Consider the following 14826-nt stretch of genomic DNA (forward strand, 5'->3'; position numbering starts at 1 on the left):
TCTTATTAAGCTCTCACGTACACCCTCAGGAGGGTAACCTTTGAAACCACGGCATGTTCTCCAATATATTCATCAGCATTTCAAAGTGAAATTAATAGCGACCCTGTCTGTGATTATCATCGTATGCTCCCTGGTTACAGGATACGTTTCATATAGGATTTATTTGAATCTGTTTGAGACCGAGATTAGCAAGCAATATTTGAATACGAGTGAACAATCGATTAGTCAAATCGGCTCGAAAATCCAAGATATGTACCGGATCACGGATTTTATTTTTTTTCATCCACTCGTCGAGCAAATCGTCCAAAACATGCAAGCAGCACCTACTGCTGGAGAGAGCAAGGAATTCAAAACGTATCTGCTCGAGCGGGATTTAGCTGATATTTTGCTTCCCCTGAAAAATGAAACCTCTCAAATAAAGGCGTTATATATCGTTGATTTAGAGGGGAACAATTATTATTTCAGTCATGCGAACCCGTCTTTTCAAATTACGTTCCCTGACTTCTATACGAAGGTGAAAAGCGGGCTCAAAAGCACCCAGGCGGAAATTGTCTGGCAGCGTTTAATGATCCCTGATTCTTCGGAGCGATCTGGTGAAAAAAACAGCTTGGTCGCTGCACGATTGCTTAAATCAACGAAGCAGCAAACCGCTTACGGCATGCTGATCATGATTATTGATGATTCTTTCCTTGAAGATCCAATGAAGCCGCTAATGGCAGGTCGAACGACAGGCGCCTACTTATACGATCAATATAATCAATTACTCTACAGCCGTGAGCCGGATAGTAAGGAAGCTTTTATTCCAGAGTGGCAGAATCGAGAAGGCACATTTATTCAGAAGAATCACGGGAATGAATATCTATTTGTGAAAAGCAAATATGAGCCGAGATCATTCACACTCGTAAGCGGCATATCGCTCGCTGACATCAAAGAGAAGGGGCAACGGGTGTATCAGGTTGCCATTCTCTCTGGCCTCGTCAGTGTGCTGCTCATGGCGGTAAGTGTGTCGTTCTTCAGCGGCAGGCTTCTGAAGCCTCTGCATATGCTCGTGAAGGCGATGCAGCAGATACGCAAGGGGAATTTACAGGTGGAGATTGTGACCACATCGAAAGATGAGTTTGCCTTTTTGGCGGATAGCTTCAATACGATGGTCGCGAATATCCAAGCTTTAATTCAGGAAGTGTACGTGAGTAAACTGAGTGAAAAAGAGGCCGAGCTCAAGGCGCTCCAAGCGCAGCTGAATCCTCATTTTTTGCATAATGCATTGAATTCGATTTATTGGAAAATCATGCTGTTGTACGATGATGCCGAAACGGCCTCACTGGTTACCAGTCTATCGGAGCTGCTAAGATACTCACTGGCATCGATATCCACACCTAGTACGCTACAGGATGAACTGGCCCAAGTTCGTAATTATATTACGATTCAGGAAGCAAGACATGGGGAGGGGCTTCACGTTCATATCGAGGCTCACGAGTCGTTAACACATTGCCGCATGCAGCGACTGCTGCTTCAGCCGCTTGTGGAAAATGTGTTTGTGCATGCTTTCCGTGACCAAACGGACGACAAGCGATTGTCGATTCGAGCTTTCCGTCAGGGGGCAGACATGCAGATCGAAATCGAAGATAACGGCTGCGGGATTCATCCGGATACCATTCGCATTTTAAATGAAGATCAATCGATCTATGATCCTGGGCGAGAAAGAGAGAGCATTGGTGTTCGCAATGTGATGAGGCGTATATATTTGGTACATGGCGGCGACCCGTACAAGTTAGAAATCGAAAGCTTGGAGCGAGGAACGCGCCTGCGATTGACGTTACCCTGTGAAGATCAGCATTCTGCCCAAGGAGGGACATTAGATGAATCGAATCCTTCTGGTTGAAGATGAGCCCTTGTTTCGCAAAGGGCTTGCCAAAATGATCAGCGGCTCTGGAACGGATTGGCATGTATGCGGAGAAGCAGAGAACGGACAAGAGGCGGAGCGCTTGATTGAGCAATTGCAGCCGGATCTTGTTATGACGGACATACGTATGCCACTGATGGACGGCTTAGAGTTGCTGAAGCGAATGAAGAGCAGATTCCCAGGGATTGAGTTTATCGTGATAACGGGCTATCAAGATTTCCAGTATGCCCAAACGGCGCTGCGATACGGTGCGTTGGATTTGCTGATCAAGCCATGCAGTGGGCAGGATATCTTTGAGGCATTAGCCAAAGTAGAGGTCCTCCTGCTCGAGAAGCAGGCGAGGCTACGCAAAGAGCAGAATGAACACCAATTATTACTGGAAGGCACGTTAAGAGGCATCTTCCTACGGTTCCCTTATCGCCAAGAAGTTATTGCGGAACTAGTTCAGCAACTAACGGGCTCTAAGCTCCTACTATTTCAAATCATGGATTATCATCCCGCACATAAGCAATATGCCAAGAGTGACGTGCCCTTGTTGCAGTTCGCTGTCTTGAACATTATCAGTGAATTGATGGAGCAAAATGCGGTCACAGGTAAGTTGCTGCTCATTGAATATGGACGAGTTGTTCTTTTGATGAGAGAGACTGAGGGAGGGGAACATGTTTGTGAAACAGCAAGCGAGACGATTCAGCGTCTTCTGGGGCTATCTGTTAGATCTCACATCGTAGCTGAGGTTTCAGATATAACGCACTTAGCAGATCTCTATGAAGCTGGATTGGATGCGAAGCAAGTCGAGCGAGAGCGAGATGACCGTTCTGCAGCGGATTCACCGATAAGCAGTACGCGTCAGCATTTGATCAGCGCCCAACTCGTGGCCTATATGGTAGCGGGGCAAGTCGATCTGCTCAAGCAATACTTGTCGCAATGGATGGATGAGGTTCGCGGGATGCCGCCTAAAAGTCGGCAGATTGAGGCTTTGACGCTGAGCTTTGCTTTGCAGGAAACATCACGTAAGCAGTTGGAATTGGAGCAGGAGTCCTCCTATTTGACGGAACGCATGAGCAAGCTGCAAGCGTGCGCCAACATCCATGAGATCGAGGTTTGGATGCAGGCGGAGATAGACCGCTTTTTGGGTAGCTATGAGAAATGGCAGGACAAATACAACGGCAACGCCATTTTGAAGGCGACTCGGTACATGGAGGAGCATTATGCGGAGGCGCTGCCTTTGCAGCTCGTAGCTTCTCAGGTTCATTTGAATGCAACGTACTTCAGTCATCTGTTCAAAAAGGAAACAGGGCGGAGCTTCATCGATTGTTTAATCGAATTGCGGATGGAGAAAGCGAAGCAGCTGTTGTCTAATACGGATTTGAAAATAACGGAAATATCCGGCATGATCGGGTATGATTTGCCGAATTATTTTGCTAAGTTATTTAAGCAAACGACAGGCTTATCGCCGAAAGATTATCGGAAATCACATCAGAAATAAGGCAGCAATGCCGACATATATCCAGGAAGCCCTTATTGTCAGAAACTGACAATGAGGGCTTTTTGTCATGTGATAAAACAAAAAAAGATCTAAAAATCGTCTCTATTTCCCCAACATTCGTAGATGTTGCAGCTTGCCGATTTTCTTACAATAAGGGTACAAGAACAACGAGTCAGGATGGTGTGGTGGATGGATTCTAGGATGATCAATAAGAAAAGGTTACATCAAAATAAGCCTTTGTTAGTGATGTTTATTCCTGTAGTGCTATTTTTTCTTATTTTTAAATACCTTCCGATGTTCGGGCTGATGATCGCATTTAAGGATTATAACTTTACGGACGGCGTGCTGCACAGCCCTTGGGTGGGCCTCGACAATTTCATTACACTATTTCACCAGTCGCAAACGCTTAATATTATTCGCAATACGCTAGTGCTCAGTTTACTAAGTCTCATATTCGGATTCCCTGTACCGATTGTCCTCGCCATATTACTGAATGAAGTGCGTAGGCTTTGGTTCAAAAAGTTCGTTCAGACGGTTGTTTATTTACCTCATTTTCTGTCTTGGGTCGTATTGGGAGGACTTGTACTCACAATATTCTCTATGGAGTCGAGTGCCATTAACCATTGGATTGAGAATCACTTTGGTGAGCCGTATCCCTTCCTATATAACCCGGGTTCATGGATTGCTATATTTGTGGCATCGGGTGTATGGAAAGAGATGGGCTACAACGCCATCATTTACTTGGCAGCCTTGAGTGCCATTGATCCGAGCTTGTATGAATCAGCAGCCATGGATGGTGCAGGTAAGATGAAGCAGATTTGGCATGTTACCCTGCCGGGTATACAGACGACCATTGTGCTGCTTGTTATTTTGGCCATAGGAAAGGTCATGGATGTCGGATTCGATCCGGTGTTTAACCTACAGAATAACGTTGTTAGCTCTGTATCGGAGGTTATTAGTACCTATGTGTACCGGGTTGGTGTGCAGCAGGGTCAGTTTAGCTTGACTTCGGCAATGGGATTGTTCGAATCCGTCGTTTCATTTCTTCTGGTGCTGTCGGCGAATGGGATTGCCCGGAAATTTAAACAGGGACTGTGGTAGGGGGTTAGGGGTATGAAATCTACGCGTGGCGAGAAAATCTTTAATATGGTTAATTATCTGGTATTAATGCTTCTAGCGCTATCTTGCTTGTTGCCGTTAATTCATGTATTCGCGATGTCACTTAGCGGTGCAAGAGCGATCGCTTCTGGTGAAGTGGGGATGTGGCCCATAGATATCACGTTAGATACGTATCGAGAGGTGTTTAAAGGGACCAAGATCGTGCAATCGTTCTTTAACAGCGTTGTTATTACCAGTGTTGGCATTGTGCTTAGTATGCTGACAACGATTTTGGCCGCATATCCGCTGTCCAAAAACTCCTTTTATGCACGTCGATTTTTCACGCTGGCTATGGTGTTCACGATGTTGTTTAACGGTGGCATTATCCCCACTTTCTTAGTGGTTAAAGGTTTGGGGCTCATCGATTCCTACGGTGCGCTCTGGCTTCCGGCTTTGGTGAGTACCTACAATATGCTCATTATGCGCACCTATTTCGAGGGGATTCCTGCAGAACTGGAAGAGGCGGCCAGAATAGATGGCTGCAGTGAATGGCGGCTGTTGGCGCAAATTGTACTTCCGCTTTCGATGCCAGTGTTGGCTACGTTGACGTTGTTTTATGGCGTATCCTACTGGAATTACTTCATGAGCGTTCTGCTCTACATCAATTCAACGGATAAGTACAATATGACCGTTCTTGTGCAGCAAATGGTGCAAAATCAGCAGCTCCTGAATGAGCTCCGTTCGCCGGAAGATACGGTGCAGCTCGTTGCTGAAGGGGTCAAAGCGGCGGCGATTGTGCTCATGATGATTCCCATGCTGGTTGTCTATCCGTTCGTACAGAAATTCTTTGTCAAAGGTGTCATGCTCGGCGCTGTGAAGGGGTAGTTTGTACATGACATTGGGGAGGTGGATCGGAGGCCAGCGAAATTGTGAAATCGTGAAATCGTAAGAGGTTAGCAAGGGGCTCGTAGGGTAAGGGAAATGTATGATAAGCTTGTTATGAAGAGAGGGGAAAGCAAGATGTCCAACAAAAAACGAATTGTTCTTTCTGTGGCGGCTACATTGGCAGTTACGGCGCTAGTGGCAGGTTGTGCAAAGGAAACTAAAGAAACAACATCAACATCAACATCAAAAGCAACTGAAACACAGAAACCTGCAAAACGTGGTGCGATTACGGCAACCATTTATGACCGTGGTAATATTCCTTCGAGTGAAGGAACCATTGAAAATAATAAAATCACCAAATGGATTAATGAAGCTGGCCCCATCGATGTGAAGTTCGTTCCTGTGCCACGGTCACAGTCCGAGCAGAAGCTTAATACATTGTTCGCCAGCGGAGGAGCACCGGATCTTATTTTGGAGTATGCGCCGCAAATTAAGAATCCCTTGATCGACCAAAAGCAGCTGCGTCCGATTGACGATATGATTGAGAAATACAGTGTTGAATACAAAGCGCTTCTGCAGAAGTATCCGTCTTTGAAAAAGGCTGGAACTGGGTCTGACGGAAAGCTGTATCAATTCGGCCGCATCAATGAGACGATTCCGCAACGCGGCTTGTTCATCCGAACGGATTGGTTAAAGAAATTGAACCTTCAGGCGCCGAAGACGACGGAAGAGCTGTATCAGATTGCGAAAGCGTTTACGGAACAAGATCCAGATGGCAATGGCAAGAAGGATACGTATGGTATTGCCATGTCGTATAATTCAGGAGCTGTTTTGGATGAAATGTTTGGTGTGACTTATCCAGGCTTCATTGTCAAAAATAATGAACTGGTCCATGGTTGGGACAATATTATGGCGGTGACGGAGTTTAAGAAGAAGTTATATAGCGAAGGCTTAGTCGACAAAGACTATCTGAATGATAAAAATGGATCCAAAGCGAAGCAAGATTTCTTAAATGGCAAAATCGGGATTTACATGGAACAGTTCAACGTCCCGATCGTTTTCTATACTGATTTCTACTTGAATTTGAAAAAGAATGTACCTGATGCCGAGATAACGGTCATACCGTATCCGAAAACACCAGTCGGACAATTCAACTCGATTTTCGTGAATCCGGTTCAAATGACGGCTGTGGTCAATGCCCAAACGAAAGACCCAGAAGCAGTTATGAAATATGTTGATTTTGCTTCGTCTGAGAAATTTATGAAGACGATGTATTATGGATTTGATGGTGTGCACAGCAAACAAGAAGCGAATAAATGTCCGCAAATTACGGACATGGACAAATGGAAAACCGAATTCAATTACGGTGCAGGCGATTTCGCGATGTTGGCATCTCCGACGTTGTCAGGTAAATGTTATTTTGGGACAGAGAAACTAGATGCGAATGATGCGGCTCAAAATCAAGTGAAGAAGATGTTCGAGCTGAACTCGACCTTCGTCAATTTCGATTTGCCAGTAGCAGGGCCGACGCATGCGGAGCAAATGCCGCAGTTGCCGAAGGATCTGCAGCTTATTCTAACGAACACAACCAAACAGGTCGGTGTCGGTGAAGGCGATATTTGGGTGAAAGCAATTCTTACAGCTAACTACACCCCTGAACAAGCGAAGCAAGATGCGATTGCTGCTTGGGAAAAAGCAGGCGGGAAACAAGTTGACGACTGGTATAAGAATTTCTACGAGAAAGATCGAGATAAGATTATTCTGACAAAGGATATCTATGATATTTTCAAACAACAGCGTGCCCTTCAAGGTAAATAGGTAGTCAAAAGTCCAATGCCTAGGGAGGAATGAAAAATTGATGTACGGTAAATCATTGCGCACATTCATGTGCTTGGTACTTGTGTTCGCGATATATCTCACGGGTGTCCCCTTCGCTTCACAAGGGGGAATTCCGACTGCACTTGCAGCCAATTCGTTGGTGACTAGAAGCGGGAATGTATGGACAATTGAAAATGATGTCATGAGGTCTGTTGTTTCTTTTGCTAGTGGTAGTATTCAAATGACGAGCTTCTACAATAAAGCGGCTGGCAAGGAATATTTGACGGGCACTGGAAGTCAGTATTTATTCTATTATAAATACGACGGAAGTGACCTCTACGCGAATGACGGCGGATGGACGCTTGGTACAGCAACGGTCACCGATATCACCAAGTTTGGGACGAATTGGGGGGAGTTGCTTACGATTCCGGTAACCCGAAGCACACCACAGAACGTCACCATTTATTTGAATTTTGAGATCTACAATGGGAATGCCGGCATCAAATACAGCAATTCAATCCAAAACAATGCCGGCTTCAATAAAACAATTACCGATTCGGATCTGCTTGTGCTTAACTTGCCGAATGATCCCCACACGTTGCACTATGTTCCTAATATGGCATGGTTCAGCACGACGGGAGCATTGGCTCCGAATGCGGGTCGCAATGCCATCACCGTCTACAATACAGGTGATGGCTGGGGCTTGCAGCCTGAAATGAACTGGAAAACCGAAGGAGCACCGAACAGGCTGCCTTTTGCCAGTATTAATGCTTGGAGTGGAATCTCCAATGTCAAGCTGTCCACGAATAGTGAAGCCTTGCAATTAGTCCTTTTCCCGAATGAGAAATTTGAATACATTTCTGTTAATATGATCGTGTTCAAGGGAGATATCCTTGATGGGAAGATGGCGGTCGAAGAGCACTTTAGAAAAAGATTTAAATATCATGATGCGACCTCCTTGTTCACGACAAATGATTGGGATTATATCGCGAGCCGTTCGGATGCCTTCTTCCGTAATACGGTAGTACCTAAAGCGGCACAAGCTGGATTGGACATGGTCATGGTCGATGATCTCTGGAATACAACTAGAGATACGACGACGGCAGCAAGCAGTTTTACAACTAATTTGGCATCTCTAACCGATTTTATTGCTTCACAGGGCTTAAAATTCGGGTTATGGTTCAGCATGACGGGGGATAACCATGATCTTGGCAGGGATTTGGCAGATCCTGCAAATATTGAATTTAAACGCAGTCAGGTTGAGGATATCATGATTCCGCAATACCATCTATCCCATCAGATGATTGATTTGACGGAATTCTGGCCAAATACAGCAGCGACTTCTACGTCGCATCCAAATGATAGTGTATATCGTAAAAATGTTTTGGTCAGAGACTACATGAACGATCTTGTATCCAGACATCCCGATTTCATTGGGAAGCTGACCAGTGAAGTCGATATTTACCCGACACAAGGCGACCGTAATAATGGCTTACTTCACATTTCGGATAACGGCTTCATATCTGCCAATGGCGGTGTGGGTACCAGTATGAAGATAGGAATGGACAGTTTTGGCTACCTGCCAATGAATTCTGTGTATTACGGTGGTAATCCGTCAGGAAAAATGGAAGATTACTATTCCTATATGCTCGCTAGGGTCATCAAATTCAATACCGATCCGACCAGTTGGTCGACAGCAGGGATCAATTCCTTACGGAAATTCAATGATTGGCGCAAAAGTCCAAGAATTAAGGCATTAACCGACCAAACGACAAGACCTTTGTATGCGGGACCGGACTTCGATACATCTGGCTCTTATGCCTGGATGTATACAACGGAGGATAAAACGCAAGCGCTTGTTATTGCAACAGCAGCGAATACCGGTGGTGCAACAGACGTAACGCTCAATTTGCGTTGGTTGGATAGCAACAAAACGTATCTGGTCGAGGATATCACGATGGATGACAGCGGGAATAGCTCTTATGCGTACAAGGGGAAATTTACGGGTGCGGAATTAATAGCTACGGGTCTTCCTGTGAATCTCGCTGAAAATACGTCCAAAGGCAAGGCTTTCTGGCTGCAGGAGGACAATGCGTCATCTAATATGCAAGTTCTCTATGCGGATGAGAAGATTACCTCCTTTACACAAAGCGCAGGTCCGTCAAGCTTGACGGTGACTGTGAACGGGACAGCGAATGCTACAGGGACAGTCATTGTATTTGATCGTAACGCTAATAAAACGATTATCAGCAATGTGAGTATTGGTGCGGGTGGAACAGGCAGTGTAACGATTAGCTCCGGCACCAAATATGAAGCAGAAAGTCTTGTCACGCTTGTCTCTACCGGTGACTCGACAGCGAACGGTACGGATGCGGCTGCCAGCAATGGCTCATTGAATTATGGCAATTTCACCGGTGTAGGGGATTGGATTCAATATACGGTGAATGTACCAAGCCCGGGCACGTATCGCGTGAAGACACAAGTGAAGAAGCATCCAAGCCGAGGCATTGGTCAGTTGTACATCGATGGAACTGCACAGGGTTCTCCCATCGATGAGTATCGAAGTGCACAGGGGTACGTGGAAGTGGATCTTGGAAATGTCACCTTCAATACGGCTGGGAACAAGATGTTTAAATTCCAGGTGACGGGTCAAAATAGCAGTAGCAGCGGCTATGGACTAGCAACGGATTACATCAGATTAACGTATCAGTCACCAGATATTCTGCTCCCGCCCGCTATCGCTGAAGCCGTTAAATACGAAGCGGAGAACTTGACGACAACCGTTTCTTCTGGCGTGACATCTGCGACATCGGCAGACACGGCTGCCAGCAATGGATCTTTGAGCTATGGAAATGCAACTGCGGTTGGCAACTGGATTCAGTACACGGTGAACGTACCTTCTTCTGGTACGTATCGTGTCAGAGCGCAGGTCAAGATGCATCCGAGTCGGGGTATAGCGCAGCTATACATTGACGGGGCAGCGCAGGGAGCGCCGATCGATGAATATCAAAGCGCGCAGGCGTATGTGGTTGTTGATTTAGGCGATATCAGCTTTGATTCACCGGGGAACAAACAATTCAAATTCCAAGTGACTGGAAAAAATGCAAGCAGCGCTTCCTACACCTTGGCAACGGATTATATTTCACTGACGAAACAGCCATTGATTTTGGAGAATGAGAGTTTAACTACGGCAGTTTCTACTGGCGCCACTTTTGTGAATTCCGCGGATAGTGCTGCAAGCAACGGAAACGTAAATTTCGCCAATTTGAATGGTGTAGGTGATTGGGTACAGTACACAGTGAATGTACCGACAGCTGGTACCTACGCAATCAGTGCCAGAGTCAAGAAGCACCCAGACCGTGGAACGGAACAACTGCTTATTGACGGTGTGATCCAAGGAAGCCCAATAGATCAGCATGACGCTACGACAGGATACACGATTGTGGGCTTGGGGGAAAAGACCTTCACAACGGCTGGGAGCAAGCAATTTACATTCCAGATCGTGGGTAAGGACCCTGAAAGCGCGAGCTTTACTTTGGCTCACGACAATATCATCCTTACGAGGGTTGATTAGCAAGAGGTAAGATGAGCCTAAGAAATAACTACCTTCAATTCAATGTTATCGTTGAATTGGAGGTTTTTTGTACAAAAATAAGGATTATATGTTTTACACGATAAGTCCGCTATATTTCTTGATAAACGCACTCGTCCGATTTGGACGGCGTAGCCTATTTCTTATGATGAATTTAGGGTCATTCTGCTAGGGATTGGAATTTTTACCTTAATTTCTATTGTCTATATTAAGTACGTAATTTACCCTAATAATTATCTTCTGATTTTTTTATCTTTTCCTACATTTTTGTGGGGATCTCAAATGGTACAAGAGTTAAAATATCATTATCATAAATATTCGACAATAGTTACAATTACTGGATTTAGAGCGAGTCTACTTATTATTCTCGTAGAATATAACAGGTAGTAATCGTTGTATATCTTTGGAGGTGCTTTATGGAGAAGCGTCAATTTGAACGTACTAAAGATGCCGCAGGCTTCGTGTTATTTGATGAGTTTGGCAGGGTGCTATTGGTTCATCAAACATATGGTGAAAAGAAATGGCATATCCCAGGTGGAGTTCAGGAAGATGGGGAATCTGCTTGGGAAACTGCAATTCGAGAAGCCAAAGAGGAAATCAACATTGATATTGACCCTTCTCAATGCTCCTTAAGTGGAATGTATTTTTTACAACACCGTAATGCTTATGTTTTTATTTTCAAGGCATCAGGTTGGTCAGGCACTGCTACACCAGATGGTAAAGAAATTGATGAAATCAGATATTTCTATATTAATGATTTACCGTCCCCAATGGAAAATTTCACAATTGAAAGAATCAAAGATGCAGTAGAACCTAACGTGGTTTTTAAAAATCATTATATAAAGGACTTTAAAATCGTTTGAAATACGAAGGTATTACGCTAGGGCGGCGAGGAGCGGACGCAGCGGGAGATTGCGAAGGAGCTGGGGATTAGCCGCAGCTATGGAGAAGCGGGCGCTTATGAAGCTTTATCATGAGTTTTATAAGGAGAAGCGGTAGGGGAACTTGGAGAATATAAGTTGTGGTGTAGTCCCTTTTGTATACTTGAAAATCCATACGGATCAATGGTTTCAATTAATTATGAAATATTTCACTCTCTTTCAGAATGAGGGGGCTCACGATGTTCAAACTTCAGCAAATATCCCTCCAAAAGAAGCTCCTAATCATGATGCTGTTTTTATATTTTCCGCTTCCGGTTATTGGGTGGATATGGTACGAAAAAACATACTACGCGATTGAAAGCAACGCCATCGATTCCAGCATTGAAATGATTAATCAAGTAAACGCGCATTTGGAAACTTATTTCTCTGAGGTTGAACGGACAATGCTTCCAATTCTCGCAAGCGATGACACCGCGACCTTTCTTAATCACCTAAATGACGATCCGATTGATCCGATCACTCGATATGAGCTTTCGTATCGCATCGAAAAAGAATTATTGTCTAAAATCATGCTGAATCGTTCGGACATCTACGGGATCTCTCTTATTTCAGATCGGATCAAAGCCACTTCGAGCTCTAGTTTTATGTTGGCGGAGGAACGCTACCCCTCTTATTTAAAGCGGATTAAATATTCGGACCGTTTTACGATCATGGGGTTGGAGACAACGCCCAGCTCGCAAGTCATCGGAATGGCAATGAGATTTTCGCCACCACAAAGCGGATTGAAGCAAGGCATGCTTATCGTCGACCTAAAGAGAGACGAGATGGTGCGGATCATCCAGAACGTGCACGTTGGCAAGACGGGATTCATTTGGCTCGCCGATTCCGCTAACCAAGTCATTTATCACCCGCAGACGGACACGCCTTCGACTATGGTTCCCGAAGATTATTTGAAGGGAATGGGCCGGAAACAAAGCGGTACCTTCATGATAAATACGCCCCAAGGGAAGAAGTTGGTCGTGTTTATCCGCTCCGACAGAAACGACTTGACTCTCTTCTCGGAAGTGCTGCTTTCCGAGCTTAACCAGAAGATCGTAACGGTCAGTCGGATATCGGTCGCAATCCTGGTCTTTCTCTTCTTGCTGTCGATGCTCGCTGCGAGTGGAGTTGTTTATTCGCTTACCAAATCCCTCGTTAAGCTGCTCAAGCTGATGAAGAGAGCTGAGTTGGGCGATTTTACTATTCGGGCGCCGTCTGGCAGGGGGCGAGAAATCGATAGCTTATTCCGGGGGTTTAACAAAATGGTCGAGGAAATCAAGCGGTTGATCGAAATTGTGCACGTTGCAGAACTTCGCGAGAAAGAGCTTGAGGTGAAGAAGAAGGAGTCTCTGCTCCATGCGATGCAAGCCCAAATCAATCCGCACTTCTTGTACAATACGCTGGAATTTATCAATTCCAATGCGATTATAGAGGGCAACGAGAAAATCAGCAACATGATCGTCTCATTGGGGGATATGTTCCGATATAATGTTCAAAGCCCAAACGGGCCCGTATTTTTATCCGACGAGATCCGACATATCGAGTCTTATCTGGCTATTCAATCGGAGCGGCATTCGTCATTAGCTTATGAGATAGAGGTAGATCGAACCGTCGCTGCCGGTATTCCCGCTGTTCGGTCGACATTGCAGCCGATCATCGAAAATTGTTTTAAGCATGGTTATGAGAAACACAAATTACGGCCAGGGTATATTAGCATACGAGATAGCGTCAAGGACGACAATCGCTACATATTGGAAATTACCGATACCGGCAAAGGGATGTCTCTTGAGACGATGGAGTTTTACAATAAAGCTTTCTCGCATGGCAGTCCGGAGGATCTGAGGGACAATCGGCAGGATGAGAGCCGACGTTCCATTGGTTTGTTTAACGTTCATACGCGTATAAGGATGTTATTTGGGGAGCCCTACGGCTTATTCATTTCCGTTTCGAATGAAACGGGAACGACCATCCAATTGTCATTGCCGATTCGCTCGGAATCGCGGAAGGAGAACTATAATGAGCTATCGGATTTTGTTAGTTGACGACGAAGAGATGATTAAGCTGAGCATGCGTAAAATATTGACCGAAACTCATCCAGCTTTCGTTATCGTCGGAGAAGCCATGGATGGTCAAGAAGCGCTCGAGATAGCGGAACGTGAACAGCCGCATGTGATTATTACGGACATCAGCATGCCCGTCATGGATGGTCTGGAGTTTATTCGCGCTGTGCATGAAAAAGGATGGAATCCGAAAATCATTATATTGTCCGGCTATAGTGAATTTGATTATGCCCGTCAAGCACTGCGATTTGGAGTAGCGGATTACATTCTTAAGCCGATGCGTGCCTCTGCAGTGAAAGAGTTGTTATTGGAAATGTATCGCAAGCATTTGGAGAAATTGGAGGCATCTGCAACAAAAAGCAATCTTATGAGTCATTGCTTGAATCATGCGAATGTTCTTTTCGAGGAAATTTGGAAAGTAGATACAGCGGGGGTAAAGAAAGCGACTGATGAAGTCCTAGATCTCATAGTTAGCTATGAACTTCCGGATGAGTTGAGAAAAGACATTCTTCTAGATTTAACGGCTGTCATGCGACGTCAAGCCGAAGAACGGGGAACTGCACTCGTCTTCGACTTGGTTTGGAGAGAGCATCTGGGCGACCTGTTTCGCGAATTTCGCGAGATGCTGTTGACGTCGGTTGAACAAGTCCGAAACGGCCGCAATTGGGGGAAATATTCCGTCATTAAGAAAGGAATAGAGGTCATTCATTCGCGGTTCTCCGATCCTGCATTTAAGTTGGACGAATTGTTGCACCAATTGAATCTGTCGGTGACACATTTTTATAACTTGTTCAAACAGGAGACAGGGAAATCGTTCATGACATATTTAATTGAATATCGGATGGAGCAGGCAAAGCAGTTGCTGGTCCGAAAGGAACTGAAGACGTATGAGGTCGGAGAGAGGGTGGGCTACCCTGACTATCCCCATTTTACCAAAGTGTTCAAAAAGATCGTCGGTGTAACTCCAAGCGAATATCGAAAAAACATAATTTCCCATCAACAATTTGAAATCGCTTACAACGATGATGAAATACACAATTGAGCGAGGAAATGTACATTCTCAA

Annotated in this window: 9 protein-coding genes and 1 pseudogene; all 10 read left to right on the forward strand. The window is 45.1% G+C overall.

Annotated elements, in window-relative coordinates; translation table 11 throughout:
• Positions 1-40 precede the first annotated feature (40 nt).
• Positions 41-1882, forward strand: coding sequence for a sensor histidine kinase (locus BLT91_RS19235; protein ID WP_090823855.1), 1842 nt, complete (start codon positions 41-43; stop codon positions 1880-1882).
• Positions 1860-3389, forward strand: coding sequence for a response regulator transcription factor (locus BLT91_RS19240; protein ID WP_090823858.1), 1530 nt, complete (start codon positions 1860-1862; stop codon positions 3387-3389). The genes BLT91_RS19235 and BLT91_RS19240 overlap by 23 nt, the downstream gene beginning before the upstream one ends.
• A 189-nt stretch (positions 3390-3578) precedes the next feature.
• Entirely contained in the window at positions 3579-4490 is a 912-nt protein-coding gene (locus tag BLT91_RS19245; protein WP_254777025.1) for an ABC transporter permease, read from the forward strand.
• Positions 4491-4502: 12 nt separating this feature from the next.
• Entirely contained in the window at positions 4503-5372 is an 870-nt protein-coding gene (locus BLT91_RS19250) for a carbohydrate ABC transporter permease (RefSeq protein WP_090823860.1), read from the forward strand.
• 135 nt (positions 5373-5507) lie between these two features.
• The gene (locus BLT91_RS19255) at positions 5508-7190 is read left to right on the forward strand and encodes an extracellular solute-binding protein (RefSeq protein ID WP_090823935.1); all 1683 of its coding nucleotides are present in this window, start codon (positions 5508-5510) and stop codon (positions 7188-7190) included.
• Positions 7191-7230: 40 nt separating this feature from the next.
• Positions 7231-10764 carry a GH36 C-terminal domain-containing protein gene (locus tag BLT91_RS19260; protein WP_090823862.1) on the forward strand — a complete coding sequence of 1178 codons (3534 nt, stop codon included), beginning with the start codon at positions 7231-7233 and terminating at the stop codon, positions 10762-10764.
• Between the two features lie 434 nt (positions 10765-11198).
• Positions 11199-11645: an NUDIX domain-containing protein gene (locus BLT91_RS19265; protein ID WP_090823864.1), complete on the forward strand. Its 447-nt coding sequence runs from the start codon at positions 11199-11201 to the stop codon at positions 11643-11645.
• 21 nt (positions 11646-11666) lie between these two features.
• A pseudogene (locus BLT91_RS32990) lies at positions 11667-11781 on the forward strand (sigma factor-like helix-turn-helix DNA-binding protein); the annotation flags it as partial.
• A gap of 121 nt (positions 11782-11902) precedes the next feature.
• Positions 11903-13744, forward strand: a complete 1842-nt coding sequence (locus BLT91_RS19270; RefSeq protein ID WP_175532400.1) for a cache domain-containing sensor histidine kinase — start codon at positions 11903-11905, stop codon at positions 13742-13744.
• Positions 13719-14804, forward strand: coding sequence for a response regulator transcription factor (locus BLT91_RS19275; RefSeq protein WP_175532401.1), 1086 nt, complete (start codon positions 13719-13721; stop codon positions 14802-14804). The genes BLT91_RS19270 and BLT91_RS19275 overlap by 26 nt, the downstream gene beginning before the upstream one ends.
• The last annotated feature ends 22 nt before the right edge of the window (positions 14805-14826 follow it).

The organism is Paenibacillus sp. yr247 (assembly GCF_900103825.1).
Classification (GTDB): domain Bacteria; phylum Bacillota; class Bacilli; order Paenibacillales; family NBRC-103111; genus Paenibacillus_E.

Bases quoted from the DNA above. Each gene is read 5' to 3' on its own strand.
- BLT91_RS19245 (WP_254777025.1), top strand. From the start codon at position 3,579: ATGGATTCTAGGATGATCAATAAGAAAAGGTTACATCAAAATAAGCCT.
- BLT91_RS19250 (WP_090823860.1), top strand. From the start codon at position 4,503: ATGAAATCTACGCGTGGCGAGAAAATCTTTAATATGGTTAATTATCTG.
- BLT91_RS19240 (WP_090823858.1), top strand. From the start codon at position 1,860: ATGAATCGAATCCTTCTGGTTGAAGATGAGCCCTTGTTTCGCAAAGGG.
- BLT91_RS19275 (WP_175532401.1), top strand. From the start codon at position 13,719: ATGAGCTATCGGATTTTGTTAGTTGACGACGAAGAGATGATTAAGCTG.
- BLT91_RS19260 (WP_090823862.1), top strand. From the start codon at position 7,231: ATGTACGGTAAATCATTGCGCACATTCATGTGCTTGGTACTTGTGTTC.
- BLT91_RS19270 (WP_175532400.1), top strand. From the start codon at position 11,903: ATGTTCAAACTTCAGCAAATATCCCTCCAAAAGAAGCTCCTAATCATG.
- BLT91_RS19255 (WP_090823935.1), top strand. From the start codon at position 5,508: ATGTCCAACAAAAAACGAATTGTTCTTTCTGTGGCGGCTACATTGGCA.
- BLT91_RS19265 (WP_090823864.1), top strand. From the start codon at position 11,199: ATGGAGAAGCGTCAATTTGAACGTACTAAAGATGCCGCAGGCTTCGTG.